The sequence below is a fragment of the Sneathiella sp. HT1-7 genome (assembly GCF_020731145.1).
GTDB lineage: Bacteria > Pseudomonadota > Alphaproteobacteria > Sneathiellales > Sneathiellaceae > Sneathiella.
This window is the reverse complement of the sequence record NZ_JAJFZN010000003.1, coordinates 685,487-702,416: the sequence shown is the minus strand read 5'-3', so window position 1 is coordinate 702,416 and position 16,930 is coordinate 685,487. Positions and strand designations below refer to the sequence as shown.

General features: G+C 54.3%; 14 protein-coding genes. 3 read left to right on the top strand and 11 right to left on the bottom strand.

All coding sequences use genetic code 11. The annotated features are described in order from the left end of the window. Positions 1-130 precede the first annotated feature (130 nt). Together LKE13_RS13050 and LKE13_RS13045 are read right to left on the bottom strand one after the other, a co-directional pair. Entirely contained in the window at positions 131-1,312 is a 1,182-nt protein-coding gene (locus LKE13_RS13050; RefSeq protein WP_227951813.1) for an iron-containing alcohol dehydrogenase, read from the bottom strand. Positions 1,313-1,322: 10 nt separating this feature from the next. Then, on the bottom strand, positions 1,323-2,714 hold the full coding sequence (locus LKE13_RS13045) for an aldehyde dehydrogenase family protein (RefSeq protein WP_227951812.1): 1,392 nt from the start codon (positions 2,712-2,714) through the stop codon (positions 1,323-1,325). A gap of 210 nt (positions 2,715-2,924) precedes the next feature. On the opposite strand from LKE13_RS13045, the gene LKE13_RS13040 reads away from it, so the two are divergent. Next, entirely contained in the window at positions 2,925-3,677 is a 753-nt protein-coding gene (locus LKE13_RS13040) for a DeoR/GlpR family DNA-binding transcription regulator (RefSeq protein ID WP_227951811.1), read from the top strand. A 20-nt stretch (positions 3,678-3,697) separates the two neighbouring features. On the opposite strand, the gene LKE13_RS13035 is transcribed toward LKE13_RS13040, so the two are convergent. From LKE13_RS13035 to LKE13_RS13025, 3 genes are all read right to left on the bottom strand, one after another. Next, complete coding sequence (locus tag LKE13_RS13035; protein WP_227951810.1) at positions 3,698-4,561, bottom strand: type 1 glutamine amidotransferase; 864 nt, start codon at positions 4,559-4,561, stop codon at positions 3,698-3,700. A gap of 15 nt (positions 4,562-4,576) precedes the next feature. Continuing rightward, positions 4,577-5,431, bottom strand: coding sequence for a TauD/TfdA dioxygenase family protein (locus LKE13_RS13030; protein WP_227951809.1), 855 nt, complete (start codon positions 5,429-5,431; stop codon positions 4,577-4,579). A 119-nt stretch (positions 5,432-5,550) separates the two neighbouring features. Beyond that, a complete protein-coding gene (locus LKE13_RS13025) occupies positions 5,551-6,999 on the bottom strand; it encodes a PLP-dependent aminotransferase family protein (protein WP_227951808.1) in 1,449 nt (482 codons plus the stop codon). Positions 7,000-7,117: 118 nt separating this feature from the next. On the opposite strand from LKE13_RS13025, the gene LKE13_RS13020 reads away from it, so the two are divergent. Next, positions 7,118-7,540, top strand: a complete 423-nt coding sequence (locus LKE13_RS13020) for a GNAT family N-acetyltransferase (protein WP_227951807.1) — start codon at positions 7,118-7,120, stop codon at positions 7,538-7,540. On the opposite strand, the gene LKE13_RS13015 is transcribed toward LKE13_RS13020, so the two are convergent. The 6 genes from LKE13_RS13015 to LKE13_RS12990 form a co-directional block, all read right to left on the bottom strand. After that, on the bottom strand, positions 7,533-8,900 hold the full coding sequence (locus LKE13_RS13015; protein ID WP_227951806.1) for a glutamine synthetase family protein: 1,368 nt from the start codon (positions 8,898-8,900) through the stop codon (positions 7,533-7,535). The genes LKE13_RS13020 and LKE13_RS13015 overlap by 8 nt on opposite strands. 38 nt (positions 8,901-8,938) lie before the next feature. Next, a complete protein-coding gene (gene hisN, locus LKE13_RS13010) occupies positions 8,939-9,760 on the bottom strand; it encodes a histidinol-phosphatase (protein WP_227951805.1) in 822 nt (273 codons plus the stop codon). 96 nt (positions 9,761-9,856) lie between these two features. Next, the gene (locus tag LKE13_RS13005; RefSeq protein ID WP_227951804.1) at positions 9,857-10,423 is read right to left on the bottom strand and encodes a sarcosine oxidase subunit gamma; all 567 of its coding nucleotides are present in this window, start codon (positions 10,421-10,423) and stop codon (positions 9,857-9,859) included. After that, positions 10,416-13,433: a sarcosine oxidase subunit alpha gene (locus tag LKE13_RS13000; protein ID WP_227951803.1), complete on the bottom strand. Its 3,018-nt coding sequence runs from the start codon at positions 13,431-13,433 to the stop codon at positions 10,416-10,418. Before LKE13_RS13000 ends, LKE13_RS13005 begins: the two co-directional genes overlap by 8 nt. Then, positions 13,430-13,729, bottom strand: a complete 300-nt coding sequence (locus tag LKE13_RS12995) for a sarcosine oxidase subunit delta (RefSeq protein WP_227951802.1) — start codon at positions 13,727-13,729, stop codon at positions 13,430-13,432. The genes LKE13_RS13000 and LKE13_RS12995 overlap by 4 nt, the downstream gene beginning before the upstream one ends. Before the next feature lie 12 nt (positions 13,730-13,741). Beyond that, the gene (locus tag LKE13_RS12990) at positions 13,742-14,992 is read right to left on the bottom strand and encodes a sarcosine oxidase subunit beta family protein (RefSeq protein ID WP_227951801.1); all 1,251 of its coding nucleotides are present in this window, start codon (positions 14,990-14,992) and stop codon (positions 13,742-13,744) included. 235 nt (positions 14,993-15,227) lie between these two features. Between LKE13_RS12990 and LKE13_RS12985 the strand changes: the two genes are divergently transcribed. Next, positions 15,228-16,922 carry a formate--tetrahydrofolate ligase gene (locus LKE13_RS12985; protein ID WP_227951800.1) on the top strand — a complete coding sequence of 565 codons (1,695 nt, stop codon included), beginning with the start codon at positions 15,228-15,230 and terminating at the stop codon, positions 16,920-16,922. Positions 16,923-16,930: the final 8 nt, after the last annotated feature.

Below are 16,930 nucleotides of genomic sequence, written 5' to 3'. Positions count from 1 at the left end.
CTGCCCTATTATCCGGTCATTTAAACCGGATTTATTGTTATATCGTACGACAGCCTAGGTTGCGCGCAAACTCCCAAGAAAATCAACATTTTCCTGCAAAATCTCCACATAACTTTTCTATTTCTGGCAACTAGGCCGATAAATCGCCAGTCACAGCCTTCTCAAACAGGCGACTATACTCATCAGGGGAAAGAGAAATAGGGTTGCCTCCCGAGGATGGGTCCTCTACCGCCATGCGTCCAACAAGATCAGATTGTTTAGTGTCGATACTGAGCGCGGAAAGATCGTTCGGGATATCCAGTTCCTCCCGTATTGCCAGCACCCAGGTCAGAAATGAATCATAAGACGGGTTGGCCAATCCGAGATATGCGGAAAGCCGCGCCAATCTATCTGCAATGACGTCCCGGTTGCGGATCAACACATAGGGCATCAGGATCGCGTTCAGCATGCCGTGATGCGCATCATATAGCGCGCCCAACGGATGTGCGAGTGCATGCATTCCACCGAGGCCGCGCTGAAACGCTGTCGCCCCCATAGACGACGCCATCATCATCTGGCTACGGGCGACGAGGTTACTGCCTTCAAACGTCGCAGTAGGTAGATACTCCTTCACCAGGCGAATTCCCTCAATGGCTATGCCTTCTGCCATCGGATGAAAATGCGGAGAGCAAAAAGCTTCCAGATTATGCGACAGGGCATCCATCCCCGTCGCAGCGGTAATCATCTGCGGTAATCCGACAGTCAAAGCCGGGTCGCCAATGACAACCGACGGCATCATCTTCGGATTGAAGACGATCCGCTTCACATGGTTTTCTTCATCTGTAATAATAGACGCGCGACCGACTTCGGACCCGGTGCCGGAGGTTGTCGGGATAGCAATAATCGGTGGTATTTCGGTTGCCGGAATATCTTCCCAATCGTGGCCGCCGTCGAGATAGCCGAACACAGTCTCCGTCTGCTGCGCCATCACCGCGACCGCCTTGGCCGCATCAATACCGGAGCCACCGCCAAAGGCTATTACGCCATCATGGCCGCCGGCTTTATAGACCGCAACGCCGTCATCAACATTTTTGCCCACCGGATTTGCCTTGATATCACTAAAAAGACCGCAGCCAACGCCAGCCTTTTTGCAACTCTCCATCGCCTCGGCGATCATAGGTAATGCTGCAAGGCCCGGATCAGTCACCAGAAGTGGGTTTTTCATGCCCACTTCCTTGCAGGTCTCACCCAACTCCTGTAGTCGGCCCACACCGAAGCGCATAGCTGTCGGATAGTTCCAGTTCCCATTCAGGGCGCTTGCGTCTGTTGGCATATGTGTTCCCTTAAATTTTGGTTCGTAAATGATAGGATTTCGGCCGGGTCAAGCTTTCGTAACCCACCGATGATAAAGTACAGCCACGACCGGAATTCTTGACGCCCGTCCAGGCAAGAGCCGGGTCGAGATAGTCGCAGCGATTCATGAACCAGGTACCTGTATTGACCTGATCGCCAATACGGATGGCGGCTGCTTCGTCGTTGGTCCAGACGGATGCGGTCAGGCCAAACTCGCTGTCATTCATCAGGCTGACTGCCTCCTCATCAGAGGCGACCTTCATGATACCGACCACAGGGCCAAAGCTTTCCTCGGTCATTATCCGCATACCGTGATCGGTATCAACGATCACATCCGGAGCCATATATGCTGTGCCTGGCTTATCTTCAGGGAAGAGCGCAGGGTCAATCAAGGATTTCGCCCCGGCCTTCACCGCATCCGCGATCTGTCCACGTACAAAATCCGCGGCCTTCGCATTGACAAGCGGGCCCAGTGTCGTTTCCGGATCAATGGGAGAGCCAAGCTTGTAGCCCTTCACCACCTCAACGAAATTTGCGACGAATTCATCATAGACATCGGCGTGCACATAAATCCGCTCTATCCCGCAGCAGGACTGACCAGAATTGAACATCGCGCCATCAACGAGATTTTCTGCTGCATAGGCAACATCCGCATCGCGCCGCACATAGGCCGGATCCTTACCGCCCAGCTCCAGCCCCACGCCAAGGAAGTGGCCAACAGCAGCTTCTTCTATGGCCTTGCCCGCCGGAACAGAGCCTGTAAAGCAGACATAATTCACCTTATCGGACTGGATGATGGATGCCGCCATTTGATGACTGGCAACGACAATCTGGAAAAGGTCCTTCGGCAGCCCCGCCTCAACAAAGGCTTCGACCATCCGTTCCCCACAGAGATGGGTCTGCGTTGCATGCTTCAGGATAACGGCGTTACCTGCCATTAGCGCTGGCACAATAGAGTTCACCGCCGTCATATAAGGGAAGTTCCAGGGCGCAATGGTGAAGACTACGCCAACCGGTTCCCGCTTGATATAACGGGTAAAGCCGGATTTTTCCGGCACCTTAATGTTTTTCAAGGCTTCTTCTGCAATGGAGATCATATGGCGGGAGCGTTCTTCAAAGCCGCCAACCTCACCTGCGCCAAACTTAACCGGTCGGCCCATCTGCCAGGCCAGTTCCTCAACAATCACGTCCTTTTTGGAGATGAAATTATCGACACATTTCTCAAGCAGCGCCGCCCGTTCGGCGATCGACTTCTTCTGCCACGCCCTCTGAGCGGATTGCGCTGCATCAAGCATAGTGTCAACGGTCGAAAGCGGCGTATAGGCACGTTCCACATAAAGGCTACCATCCATCGGGCTGATCGTTTTTAAACCTTCTGACATCTATACTCTCCAATCTAGGCGTTTGATATTTCTAGCATTATTCAGCAAATTTCTAATCAGAAATTTTCAAAAAATCACATTTTTAGTGATCATGTTTTGTGTTTTATGAAGGCAAAAAATGTGGATTCCCACACGATGTTTCATTTTTTCCCAAAACATGCTACGTATTCTAAAAAAATGCCGTCTAATGTCGGCTGTCAGCGGGGAAATATGAAACAAAATAAACGGCAATTTGCCATCATGAATATGCTGCAGGTCGAAAGATCTTGCGGAATTGTAGATCTGGCGAAGCGACTGGACGTCTCTGACGAAACGATTCGCCGTGACATTAAAGAAATGGCGAAGTTTGGCGCGGTTGAAAAAATTCACGGCGGGGTGATGCTGCCCAATACCGCACTGGAAGCTCCGTTCCTGCGACGCCTTGAAACACAGCGGACTATCAAACAAAAAATTGCGGAGCTTGCTGCGTCCCTCATTGTAGACGGGGAGACCCTGCTGATCGACAATGGCAGCACTTCCTGCTACGTCGCGAAAGCTTTGAGTTCGCGCCGGGACCTTACGGTAGTGACCAATTCGACCGAGGTTGCGCGCGACCTCTGTGCCCGCAACAGCAATAAGGTTTTCATGGCGGGCGGCGAAATCCGAGCGGATGACAGCGCGACCTATGGCCCGACCGCCGTCAATTTTGCGAAACAATTCGCGACGGAACGAGCCATCCTCTCGATTGCTGCGGTCAGTGCCGATCAGGGGTTTTTGGATTGCGACCTTGGGGAGGCCGAGTTCAAGCGGGCGATTCTGCCTCAAGCCGCCAGCGTAATCGTGGTTGCCGATCATACGAAATTTAATCGACCAGGAGTGGTCAAAGTGTGCGATTTTGACGCTATTGACCTTCTCCTGACCGATCAGCTGCCCCCGCAGAGTATAATTGATAAAATTGGCCGCGACCGGATCATGATCGCCTGACTTTTGGAGATGCCGCATCCCTAGTCATTGAGCCGGGGATGAATTTTCACCGTAAGCCAGTTGCGCACCTCTTGCTGCTTAACACGGGTCTCCAACACATCGTCATCCACCCCTAATTGCCAGCGAAGATAACTTGTACCTGGTGACTCATGCAGCGCCTGCATTCTATCGATAAACTGGTCCGCATCATCAAGTGAGGCAAAGTTTCCCTGCTTGGTAAGCGCTTCACGGCGCCAGCGACAAAGGCTCGCTACTTCGTTAAAATCATACTCAGGATGATATTGCACGGCCCAGAAACTACCGCCCTTATGAGTTACATCCACTGCCTGCACATGGGAAAAATCATTACCGGCAAGCAGAACAGCCCCTTCGGGAAGCTCCGCGACTTCATCTTCATGACTGGTGAAACCATCGAAGACAGCCTTTTTCCCCTCATACATCGGGTGAGCGCGGCCCGCGTCATTCAGGCTGATTTTGCGAGCAAGACCGAATTCCCGGCCCTTCGGATTCTTTGCACATTTACCGCCCGCCGCCGTCACCGCCATTTGCGCGGCCCAGCAACTTCCGAACATCGGTGTTTTCGCCTCATAGGCAGCTTTTGCAAAGTCGATCTGGCGGGTCACACGCGGATCGGCCTCATCATGGATTGTCAGGCTTGATCCTGTCCAACAAATCCCGTGATACGCCTCAAGGCCTGCCCCGGTGGGTAGCCTGCAATCCGCATCCGCCGGGAAAATAATATCCACTTCACATCCGGGCTCGCATTCTTTCAGCATCTGCGCATAAAGATCGCCCGCAAGTGTCCCGCCATTCTCCGCGAGAGGCCCACGATGCTCCATAGGATAGCCATCAAGCACTAGAAATCGAGCGGTCTTACGCGCCATAGCCAAGCCCTTTTCTTATACGGGACGCGTATCGCCGCCGATGGTGACACGGCGCATAAACCGCCGATACTGCACATAATCATTCATAGCATAATGCTGTGTGCAACGATTATCCCACATGGCGACTGATTTAGGCTGCCAGCGGAAGCGGCAAACAAATTCAGGCTTGGTTGAGAAATCATAGAGATACTTCAGCAGCGGGGCACTTTCGGCATCCGCCATGCCCTTGATCCGGAGGGTAAACATGGGATTGACGAAAATTCCCTTGCGCCCGGAAACCTCATGAGTGCGGATCAGCGGATGTTCGACTTCCATTTCCACAGCGTCAGAGTATGTGTATTTAAGGCTATGTTTGCCTTCATATTTCTCGCGGGTGTGGCGTGGATCGAACGCAACGCTTGCCGAATGCACAGCAACCAGCCCGTCGAGCAATTCTTTCATGCCATCTGAAAGAGCATCATAAGCTGCCTCCATGCTGGCCCAGAGCGTATCGCCGCCAACCGGTGGGATATCAATACCATACAGCATCGTTACCATGGTTGGTTTTTCAAAGAATGTATTGTCCGTATGCCAACCCGTCCCGAAGGAAGCACCCTCACCTGCCGGTTTCAAAACCTCAATCAACTCGGGATGGGCGTTAGAGCCTTCAACAATGGGATGCACTTCGGGGGTGCCGAACCGTTTTGCAAATTCAAGCTGACCCTCGGGTGTAATTTCCTGATTGCGGAAGAAAACCACATGATTGTCGACAAGCGCATCATGGACGTCTTGGAACTGCTCGTCCGAGAGAGATTTGGACAAATCGACGCCTGCGATTTCTGCTCCAATACAAGATGTTAGCGGCTGGACTTCAATTGTATTGTATCCCATGGCATTCCCCATTTTTCCAGAATGATTAAATCTGCTGATAGAAAATAGCTAAGTCATTCTTCCTGGCAACGATAGTACCAATTTCACCGATTCATATCTACCAGATTTAAAATCGAACGCTAAAGAAGAGCCGCCAGCCGCTTAATTCCCTCTTCTATCCGGCCAAGCGCAATGGAGGAAAAGCCGAGCCTGAAATAGCGCTGCCCCACGGCCTCTTCCATAAAATGGACTGCACCCGGTTCCAGAACGATGCCTTTATCAAGCGCGCGCGTTGCTAACTCCTTTGAATCAAGTTCTTCAGGCCCCTTGATCCAGAAACTTGTCCCACCGAACCGCGGCGCAGTCGTCATGCCCGGCATATGCTCTGTCAGTGCCGCCGCCATGCGGTGCCAACGCTCCCCATAAGCTTTATGCAGCTTATGGATATAGGAAAGGTGATATCCTTGCGCGATGAAGAGAGCGGTCGTGCGCTGATTATTACTCGGCGCGTGACGGAGCATTAACCGCCGCAGGGTCCGCAACTCCCGGATCAATCGTTCCGGTGCGACAATAAATCCAAGCCTCAGCCCCGGAAACATGGATTTTGACAGACTGCCAACGTAAATCACCCGCCCGTCCCGATCCTCCGATTTGAGCGCGGCAACAGCGGCGCCCATATAATTGGTATCGCTTTCGAAATCATCCTCGATGATAAGCGAGTTGTTTTCCGCCGCTGATGCCAGGAGTGCCTTGCGCCGCTCTGGCGATAGAGTCACCGTTGTCGGATACTGATGGCTCGGCGTGACATAGAGAATTTCCGACTTCGCCACATTTCCATCAATCACAACCCCATTTTCATCCACGCCAAGCGGAATCAGGGATGCACCACGCCGATCAAAGATATTGCGCGCATCCGGATATCCTGGATCCTCAATGCCGACGGTCATTCCTTCCTGCATCAGTACGGCAGCGATAAGATAAAGCGCATTTTGTGCGCCAAGCGTGATCAGAATTTCCGACTCGTCCGCATAAATGCCGCGTTTGGGGAGTAGTTTGGAGCGAATTTCGGTAATCAGTTCCGGATCATCCGCCATCACGGCGTCGTTGGCCCAGTCGCGCATGGCGAGGCGGCTCATCGCTTGCCGGGAACATTCCCGCCAGGCCGGCAGCGGAAACAGGCTGGCATCAGGCTGCCCATAGACGAAGGGATAGGGATAATCCTGCCAGTTTGCAGGCTTGACGATATTGCGCTGACGACCGAGGCGGCTTTCCAGCAACCTCTCCCAATCAACTGTCCCGCCAGAGTTGTCGGTACCTACTTCCTCTTGCGGCGCATTCTCAATATTTAGCGCGATATCACTCACGCGATAGCCTGAGCGAGGCAGTGCGACAAGAAAATTCCCCTCCACCAACTTGTCATAAACGATCATTACCGTGGTGCGAGAAATTTTGAGATCCTTCGCAAGCTTGCGGCTGGAGGGCATTTTTTCACCGGCGATCAACTGCCCGTTCATCAACGCCGCGATGATCTGCTCACGCAGCTGATTCTGGACAGGTTTTTGCAGGCTTCGATCAATGGTAAAAAGCAACTTGCGGAACCCCGGCTAAAGGAAGTTAAATTGGCACTGGTTTTCTCATGATAGGAATATTTTCAATATGTTGTCACCGCCGAAAATCAGACCCGCCACCGAAAAGGATTGCCCGGCTATGACCGAGGTAGCCCTGACGGCCAAAGCATTCTGGGGATATTCCGAAGACTTCATGCGTGAATGCGAAGCCGTTCTTACAATCACACCCCGGATGATAGCCCAGTGGGAAAGCGGCGTAATTGACCGAAAAGGCCAAATCGCTGGGTTCTATCTCGCGTCGTTTGAGAAAGAGGAGGCGGAACTCCAGCTCCTCTATGTCTCACCGTTGCATATGGGAAGAGGCTTTGGACGTGCTCTGATGAAGGAGGCAGCGCAAAAGGCTTCCCGTCTTGGTTATAGCCACCTCAGAATTGAGGCCGACCCCAACGCGGTCGGTTTCTACAGAAGGATGGGCGCAAAGCAGGTCGGCTGGTGCCGGTCAGAGGTGGAGGACGCGCGCGAACTCCCCCTTTTGAGCCTGCCTTTAAAACCGGTTAGATAATCTCGAAGTAACGCTGCATTTCCCAATCGGTAATGGCTTTGCGGAATTCCCGCTCTTCCCACTCGCGGGTGACGGCATAATGATCGACAAAGGCATCCCCGAAGAGATCCCGTGCCGCCGTCGATTTCTTGAGTAACTGCGTCGCTTCCCACAGGGTTTTGGGAAGTGTAAGTTCTTCCGGAAATTCCTGATCATAGGCATTGCCGACAACTGCCGTTGTTGGCTCGATCTTGTTCTCGATCCCCCAGAGGCCGGAGCCAAGAGCCGCCGCAATCGCAATATGCGGATTGATATCCGCCGCCGCGATCCGATATTCGACACGCTGCGATTTATCCGACCCCGGGATTGCCCGAAGGGCAGTGGTCCGGTTCTCAATGCCCCAGCTTGCCTCCGTCGGTGCCCAAAAGCCGGGGATCATCCGGGTATAACTGTTGATCGTCGGTGCGATCATCGCGAGAAATTCCGGCATCAGCTTTTGCTGTCCACCAATGAAATAGCGCATGGCATCGCTGAAATTATTCTCTTTACCTTCGTCGAAGAAGAGCCCCTCCCCGTCCTTGCCCTGAAGCGACAGATGGATATGACCGCTTTGGCCCGGATAATCAGGCGACCATTTCGCCATGAAGGTCGCCATCAGATCATTTTTCTGCGCAAGAATCTTAGTGAACGTTTTAAATAGCGCCCCTTTGTCAGCCGCCTTCATGGCCTCATCATAGACAAGAGCCGCTTCCAGCACGCCGGGCCCTGTTTCTGTATGCAGTCCTTCGATGGGCATATCCATCTCTTCGCAGAGAGCAAGGAGCTGCTCGTAGAAATTATGCTCGACAGACGCACGAAGGAACGAATAGCCGAAATTACCCGGTGTAAAAGTGTCGAGATTGTAATAGTTTTTCTCGCGCACCGATTCTGGCGTCTCTTTAAAGAGAAAAAACTCAAATTCACAGGCCGCGGTTGCCTTGATGCCCATATCTTCGGCTCGCTTGAGAACACGCTTCAAAGTCTGGCGGGGGCAGACATGCCCCGCACGATCCCCAAATTCAAGCTGGAAAAACAGCATGTTATCTTCAAGCGGCAGTTCACGACAGCTATCAATAATCGGAACAACCTTGGCGTCTGCATAGCCATTCGACCAGCCAGTATAGCTTTCGGTATCATAAAGTTGGTCATTGACGTCCCAGCCGAGCACCACGTCGCAGAACCCGAAACCGGTTTCCAGAATGCTGAAAAACTTGTCTTTGCTGAGATATTTGCCGCGCAATACGCCATCAATGTCGAAAACGCCGACCTTGACGAAATCAAGATCACGATCTTCGATAATACTGCGGGCATCGGTGACTGTTTTAACGAAACGCGCTTCCATAAATTCCCCTTTGAAAATACGCCTTTCGCCAGCCTACCTTAACGGCCCAAAATCTCAAGCGCCTGTTGATGAAGTTCCTTTGTTGCCGCGGCAACAATTGTCCCGTCCGAATTGAAATCGGGCCGTTTGCCGGACCAATCCGTGATGACACCGCCCGCTTCCTCTATCACCGGGATGAGCGCCATATAGTCATAGGTTTGCAATCCCGTCTCTACAGCAAGGTCGGCCCAGCCGGAGGCGACCATCGCGTAGATATAGCAATCTCCGCCATAACGGCGAATACGGGATTTTTCACGCAAGGCTGCAAATTTCTCCCGATTTTCGGGGGAAAAATATTCAAGCGCAGTAGTCATCAGAATGGCGTCTTCAAGTTTGCGGCAATCACTTGTATGACAGCGGGTACCATTGAAATAGCTGCCTTCGTTCGCGATGCCAATCCAGAATTCATCGAGTTCCGGCATGGAGATCGCGCCAATGCGCACATCTTTATCCCGCGAAAAAGCGATGAGCGTGCCGTAAAGCGGCAGGCCGGATATAAAACTCTTGGTGCCATCGATGGGATCAATCACCCAGATATCAGTAAGTTCAGATCCTTCAAAGCCATGTTCTTCGCCGAGAATGCCGTGCCCCGGGAAACGTTCTGTGATCATATCCCGGAGCCGAGCCTCACATTCCCGATCGGCAATGGTAACCGGAGAGCTATCCAGTTTCTGGATAACATCGATGGGTTTACGAAAATAGGAACGGGTGACGGATGCGGCTGTTGTCGCCAGCGAACAGGTAAAGTCCGCCAAATCGGCAAGTTCGCCGGTAATGGGGGCTGTCATAACAATGGTTTTGGACATGGCCTCACGGATCATCTGGGAATTCTAACTGCCTCTTCATAGCAGCAGCAACGGCACAACTCCACATTTATTCCAACGAAATTTCGGGTAAATCAACAAACTCCAAAAACTTTAAGACGTTTCGCTATATTCCACCAAGGCTTCGGCCAGCCAGGCACCGGCATATCTGCTGAAGGAATTGCGAACATAAATGTGAAACATTTCCCTTCCCACCTGCTCGACAATGGCCTGCGATTTTGCAATCAAGGTCTGGACGCAGTTGCCAGGAGCAAAGGCACGAGGGTGAAAATCCACCTCAGAGCTTTTCATCAGCACCTGGTGACAATACGGGCCGGAGATCTCAAAAATCGTGCGATTGGCGCTTACATCATTGATCGCGACATATTGCCCTGAAAGCGCCTCTTCAAGTGATTGAACGAGGGACGCTGCCTCCCCCTCTCCCACTAGCAGCCACTCATCGGGCGAAAGCCAGAGGGCCTTGCACTCCTTACCTGCCGCCACCTTGTTCGGCGCATCCGGAAGGTCAAGACCGGTTGCGGTTTTCACCGCATTAACAAAGGTCGAATCAGTAACGTCACCGCGCAAATTGACCTGCACGCGTGGGCCAAGTTCCTTGAGACCATCAGGGAAACTTTCCGCAATAGCGGCGGCGGGGGTGATCCAGGGTGTCTCAGCCATTCAATCGCTCCCCTTCCTTGTCATAGAGTACCGGATCGACGATTTCTGCCGTCACGGTCTTACCTTCCAGCGGGGCAAAAATCTTCTGTCCTTTGCGCCCATGCCCGCCCTTGACGAGTGCGAGTGCGATCGACCGGCCAAGCGCCGCGCTGTAATAACTCGACGTCACATGCCCCGCCATCGGAATAGGCTTCGGCACATTCGGATCAAAAACAAGCTGAGCTCCTTCGGGTAATACGTCGTCTGGAGTTTCGGTCAGGAGCCCGACCAACTGCTTACGATCCGGGCGGGCCGTATCACTCCGTGTGAAGGACCGTTTACCAATAAAGTCGGGCTTTTTCTTGGAGACAATCCAGTCCATGCCAAGATCTTGTGGCGTGGTGGTACCGTCGGTTTCCTGCCCGACAATGATGAAACCTTTTTCGGCCCGCAGGATATGCATGCTTTCCGTGCCGTAAGGGGTGATATCAAATTCCGCGCCCGCCGCCATCACGGCTTCCCACAAGGCGAGACCATTGGCCCAGGGGACATTGATCTCATAGCTGAGCTCGCCCGTGAAACTGATGCGGAAAACCCGTGCCTTCAGCCCGGCAACAGTGCCTTCCTTAAAGGAGAGAAACGGGAAATTTTCATGCGACAAATCCATCTCCGGCGCGAGCTTTTTGAGCACGGCCCCGGCCTTCGGTCCGGCGATGGAGACCGTCGCCCATTGCTCCGTGACCGAGGTACAATAGACTTTAAGCTCCGGCCATTCGGTTTGCAGATATTCCTCCAGCCAGTCGAGAACACTTGCCGCGCCGCCCGTCGTTGTCGTCATCAGGAAGCGATCTTCCGCCAGCCGCGCCGTGGTGCCATCATCGAACACCATGCCATCCTCATGACACATCAGGCCATAGCGCACCCGTCCGATCCCGAGCTTGGCCCAGGCGTTGGTATAAATGCGGTTGAGAAACTCTGCCGCATCGGGCCCGCGAATATCGATCTTGCCGAGGGTAGAGGCGTCGAGAACGCCAACAGCATTCCTGACCGCCAGGCATTCGCGATTGAGCGCCTCATGCATGGTCTCGCCCGCTTTCGGGAAATACCAGGGGCGTTTCCATTGCCCGACATTTTCGAATAGGGCACCATTCTCCACATGCCAGTCGTGAATGCTGGTTACGCGCACCGGATCGGACCAGTCGCCAAGGTTGCGCCCGGCCAGCGCGCCATAGGAGACCGGCGTATAGGGCGGACGGAAAGTCGTCGTTCCGACCTTGGGGATTGGTTTATCGAGGATGCCGGAAAGAATGGCCAGCGCGTTGATATTCGATGTTTTTCCCTGATCCGTGCCAAAACCTGTCAAGGTATAGCGTTTGATATGCTCAACGGACTCGAAGCCTTCGCGCACCGCTAGCTCGATATCCGCCGCTGTGGTGTCATTTTGCAAATCGACGAAATGTTTCGCCATTCCCTCCCCGATGGGGCGCGATCCCGGAACGATCCAGAAAGGCTCAATCCCGCCGAGGTCCGGCTCTTCAATCTCCGGCGCGGCGGGCTTGCGCTTCGGGGTGAAACCGGTTGCCCGCGCCGCATCCGCCCCCGCCTTATATCCGCCCGCCAGACATTCCTTCAGAGTAAACTGACCGGCGAGTGCGCCTGCCACCTGTTGAGCCTGCCGGGGCTTTCCGGGCAGGAAGCAGACTTTTTCCTCATCATATTCAAGCTGGCCCTGTGACTGACTGAAAAGATGGACGACCGGGCTCCATCCACCGGACATAGCGACGAGATCGCAGTCGATCTGCCGCGCGGCGGAAGTATAGACCTTCGCGCCTTTCTGGATGGCCCGGACTTCTACACTCTCGACGCGCTTGCCGCCGGATGTGCCGGTGATTGCGTAGCCCGCCAGTATCTCGATATCAAGCGCGCGGGCCGCATCGACAAGTTCCCCGCTCACCTCATGCCGACAGTCAATGATCGCGACCACATCGCCGCCCGCCGCCTGCAGATCAATCGCCGCCTCATAAGCTGCGTCGTTATTGGTGAACAAAACCATCTTCTTGCCCGGAAGGACGCCATAGCGATTGACGTAAGTCTGCACAGACCCCGCCAGCATGATTCCCGGCCTGTCGTTATCGGCAAATACCAGCGGCCGTTCATGGGCCCCGGTGGCGAGCACGACTTGTCCCGCGCGAATATGCCAGACCCGCTGTCTTACCTTGCCCTTGCGTTCTGCAGCAGGAAGGTGATCCGTCTTCTGTTCCAGCACGCAGAGATAGTTATGATCGTAATAGCCGAAGGCGGTCGAACGCGAAAGCAGCGTCACATCGGGCATGGCTTCCAGTTCCGCCGCCATATCGGCGATCCAGCCTGCCTCATCCTTGGCACCGATTTGCCGTTTTTTTGAGAGGAGACTGCCGCCGAATTCGCTCTGCTCATCGACCAGCAGGACCCGAGCCCCCGCACGCCCCGCCGCCAGCGCCGCCATCAGGCCCGCCGGACCGCCACCAACCACCATCACCTCCACATGAAGATGCATATGATCATAGATATCCGGGTCCGTTTGCGTCGGCGCCTTTCCCCAGCCAGCCGCCCGGCGGATAACTGGCTCATATAGTTTCATCCACATGGAACGCGGCCACATGAACGTTTTGTTGTAAAAACCCGCCGTCATGATCTTCGCAAACAGGCCGTTGATCGCGCTGATATCAAACTCGACATTCGGCCAGACATTGACGCTGGAGGCCGTCAGCCCCTCATAGAGGGAGATTTGCGTCGCGCGGATATTCGGCTCGGTCGTCGCCCCCTCACCGAGTTGGACCATGGAGTTGGGCTCTTCTGCTCCGGCGGCAACAATTCCGCGTGGGCGATGATATTTGAAACTGCGCCCCAGAAGATGCACGCCATTCGCCAGCAGGGCCGAAGCAAGTGTGTCGCCCTCATAGCCGATGTAGCTTTGGCCGTTGAAGGTGAAATTGATCGCCTTCCTGCGGTCAATGCGCCCGCCAGATGTTGTGCGAAAAGCTTGTGTCATTTCGCATCTCCCGTTCGTTTTGGCAGTTTGGGTGGCTTCTCGCCCATCTTGTAGGAACCGACAATATCATGGGTAACAGTGTTCCGGATCACATTGAACCAGCGGCGGCAGCCGTGGCTATGCAGCCATCGTTCGGCGAAATAGCCTTTCGTATTGGTCCGCATGAAAAGAAACTCCGCCCATTCCGTATCTTCGAGCTTGGCAGGATCCTCTGGACGGGCGATATGCGCCTCTCCGCCGTAGTGGAATTCCGTTTCGTGTCGTTTGCCACACCAGGGGCAGTCGATATTAAGCATCTCTCTGCCCTCCTAATGCGCGACGCCAGCGGCGCCATGTTCATCGATGAGCGCGCCACTCTCGAACCGCGAGAGGCTGAAGGGCGCGTTGAGCGGATGCGGCTCTTCTTTTGCGAGTGTATGGGCGAAGCACCAGCCCGAGCCCGGCGTTGCCTTGAACCCGCCAGTCCCCCAACCGCAGTTAAAATAGAGCCCGTCAACCGGCGTGCGCGATAAAATCGGCGACGCATCGGGGCAGGTATCGACGATGCCGCCCCAAGTCCGCATCATGCGTACCCGGCTGAAAATTGGGAAGAGTTCAAGACAGGCACCAAGCTGATGCTCGATCACATGGAAGCTACCCCGCTGGGCATAGGAATTGAAGCTGTCGATCCCCGCCCCCATGACCAATTCCCCCTTGTCCGACTGGCTGACATAGACATGCACCGCGCCCGACATGACAACGCAGTCGATGACCGGCTTGATCGGTTCGGAGACAAGCGCCTGCAAGGGATGGCTGGTGATCGGCAGGCGAATCCCCGCCATCTCCGCAATGACGGAACTGTGCCCCGCCGCGACGACGCCGATTTTCTTGGCCGCAATATCCCCGCGCGTGGTTTCGACGCCAGTGACCTTGCCGCCTTCCCGCTTGATGCCCGTCACTTCGCAATTCTGGATGATATCAACGCCGAGCGCGTCGGCAGCGCGGGCATAGCCCCAAGCGACGCTGTCATGCCGGGCGACACCGCCCCGTCGCTGCAAGGTCGCGCCAAGCACCGGATGCCGCGCGGATTTGGAGATATTGATGATCGGGCAGAAGTTCTTGACCCCCTCCGCATCCAGCCATTCTGCATCCACACCGTTGAGGCGGTTGGCATTCACCCGGCGCACCCCTTCACGCACATCGCCAAGGCTGTGGGCGAGATTGAGGACGCCCCGCTGGCTCAGCATCACATTGTAGTTGATGTCCTGCGACAGCCCTTCCCAGAGCTGCAAGGATTTCTCATAGATCGCCGCGCTTTCATCCCAGAGATAGTTGGACCGGACAATGGTCGTATTGCGCGCTGTATTGCCACCCCCAAGCCAGCCTTTTTCCAGCACAGCAATATTCCTCACCCCATGCTCTTTCGCGAGGTAATAGGCAGTCGCCAGACCATGACCGCCCCCGCCGATGATGATCACATCGTATTCCGGTTTGGGCTCCGGGCTGCGCCACTGCTTGGGCCAGTTCTGATGGCCGGTAAGCGCGTTCCGCGCGATCGTGAAGATCGAATATTTGACCATGAAATTTCCTCACTCAGCCACGTTTCCGGGACAGTGCCATTTTAACGAAAGCGCCATCAGTCGCAAATGGTCATTTACTAGAAAATTAGCGACATCCGCGTTACCGGGTTCCGTTCCGCTTGCTGAAGAATAAGTGTCGCATTATGAATAGCCACAGACCAGCAGTCCCGCCACTCTGGCGGAAATGGTTGGAAAATCAAGAAATGACGGCTTTTCAGGGGGAGAATAAAGTACAATGACGGACCAACATGCGAATCCCAAAAGCGATATTGACATTGCACAGGCCGCCTCCATGAAGCGTATTGCCGAGGTGGCGAAAGACAGCCTCGGGATCGATGCGGATAATCTGGAACCCTATGGCCATTACAAAGCAAAGCTCTCTCTGGATTACATCAACTCCTTAAAAGACAAACCGGATGGGAAATTAATCCTCGTCACGGCCATGACCCCGACCCCGGCCGGTGAAGGCAAGACAACTACTACTGTCGGGCTGGGCGACGGCCTCAACCGTATCGGCAAGAAGACAATCATCTGCCTGCGCGAGCCTTCCCTTGGCCCCTGCTTCGGGATGAAGGGCGGCGCGGCGGGTGGCGGTTATGCGCAAGTTGTACCGATGACGGATATCAATCTTCATTTCACCGGCGATTTTCATGCGATTGGCGTCGCCAACAATCTGCTCGCGGCGATGGTCGATAATCATATTTATTGGGGCAACAAACTTGGCCTGGATGAGCGGCGCATTATCTGGCGGCGGGTTGTCGACATGAACGACCGGGCGCTTCGTAATATCGTCAACAGTCTTGGCGGTATCGCCGATGGGTTCCCGCGCGAAGATCATTTCGATATCACTGTCGCCTCGGAAGTGATGGCAATTTTCTGCCTCGCCACTGACCTTGAGGATCTAAAACGTCGTCTTGGCAATATCATCGTGGGCTATACCCGAGAGAAAAATCCGGTATTCGCAAAAGACCTCGATGCCCATGGCGCGATGACCGTCCTCCTGAAAGACGCGTTCCAGCCCAATCTCGTCCAGACACTGGAGAACAACCCCGCCTTTATCCATGGCGGTCCGTTCGCCAATATCGCCCATGGCTGCAATTCTGTACTCGCCACAAAGACAGCGCTCAAACTCGCCGATTATGTCGTGACGGAAGCTGGGTTTGGTGCAGATTTAGGTGCCGAGAAGTTCTTGGACATTAAATGTCGTAAGGCAGGACTAAACCCGGAAATCGCAGTACTTGTTGCGACCATTCGCGCGCTTAAAATGCATGGCGGTGTTGCGAAAGAGGACCTTGGAAAGGAAAATGTCAAAGCCGTCACCGACGGCGCGGAGAACCTTTCGCGGCATATCGAAAACCTCAAAAAATTCGGCCTGCCTGTGATCGTCGCCATCAATAAATTCTCTGCCGATACGGAAGCCGAAGTGAACGAGGTCCGACACATCTGCGTCAACTTAGGGGTGGACGCGATTGAATCGGATCATTGGGGGAATGGCGGCGCAGGCGCAGAAGATTTAGCGAAAGCCGTCGTCGCCAAGATCGAGCAGAACAGCAGTAACTATGCCCCGCTCTATAAAGACGCACTGCCGCTTTGGGATAAAGTCAGAACCGTTGCCCAGTCGCTCTATGGCGCAGAAGACATCACCGCAGAGAAGAAAGTCCGCGACCAGTTTCAAGAACTGCAGGACGCAGGTTTCGGCCATTACCCGGTCTGTATTGCCAAAACCCAATATAGCTTCTCCACCGACCCGAACCTCAAAGGCGCACCCATCAATCATGTTGTGCCTATTCGGGAAGTGCGCATCTCCAGCGGCGCGGAATTTGTGGTGGCCGTCTGCGGCAGTATCATGACAATGCCGGGCCTGCCGCGTGTTCCAGCCGCCAACTCCATCGATGTGAATGAAGCGGGCGACATCATCGGTCTCTTCTGAGGTCTCTT

What these genes read in the sequence shown, in the direction of transcription:
- LKE13_RS13050 (WP_227951813.1), bottom strand. Translation starts at nt 1,312, where the DNA reads ATGCCAACAGACGCAAGCGCCCTGAATGGGAACTGGAACTATCCGACA.
- LKE13_RS13045 (WP_227951812.1), bottom strand. Translation starts at nt 2,714, where the DNA reads ATGTCAGAAGGTTTAAAAACGATCAGCCCGATGGATGGTAGCCTTTAT.
- LKE13_RS13040 (WP_227951811.1), top strand. Translation starts at nt 2,925, where the DNA reads ATGAAACAAAATAAACGGCAATTTGCCATCATGAATATGCTGCAGGTC.
- LKE13_RS13035 (WP_227951810.1), bottom strand. Translation starts at nt 4,561, where the DNA reads ATGGCGCGTAAGACCGCTCGATTTCTAGTGCTTGATGGCTATCCTATG.
- LKE13_RS13030 (WP_227951809.1), bottom strand. Translation starts at nt 5,431, where the DNA reads ATGGGATACAATACAATTGAAGTCCAGCCGCTAACATCTTGTATTGGA.
- LKE13_RS13020 (WP_227951807.1), top strand. Translation starts at nt 7,118, where the DNA reads ATGACCGAGGTAGCCCTGACGGCCAAAGCATTCTGGGGATATTCCGAA.
- LKE13_RS13015 (WP_227951806.1), bottom strand. Translation starts at nt 8,900, where the DNA reads ATGGAAGCGCGTTTCGTTAAAACAGTCACCGATGCCCGCAGTATTATC.
- hisN (WP_227951805.1), bottom strand. Translation starts at nt 9,760, where the DNA reads ATGATCCGTGAGGCCATGTCCAAAACCATTGTTATGACAGCCCCCATT.
- LKE13_RS13005 (WP_227951804.1), bottom strand. Translation starts at nt 10,423, where the DNA reads ATGGCTGAGACACCCTGGATCACCCCCGCCGCCGCTATTGCGGAAAGT.
- LKE13_RS13000 (WP_227951803.1), bottom strand. Translation starts at nt 13,433, where the DNA reads ATGACACAAGCTTTTCGCACAACATCTGGCGGGCGCATTGACCGCAGG.
- LKE13_RS12995 (WP_227951802.1), bottom strand. Translation starts at nt 13,729, where the DNA reads ATGCTTAATATCGACTGCCCCTGGTGTGGCAAACGACACGAAACGGAA.
- LKE13_RS12990 (WP_227951801.1), bottom strand. Translation starts at nt 14,992, where the DNA reads ATGGTCAAATATTCGATCTTCACGATCGCGCGGAACGCGCTTACCGGC.
- LKE13_RS12985 (WP_227951800.1), top strand. Translation starts at nt 15,228, where the DNA reads ATGACGGACCAACATGCGAATCCCAAAAGCGATATTGACATTGCACAG.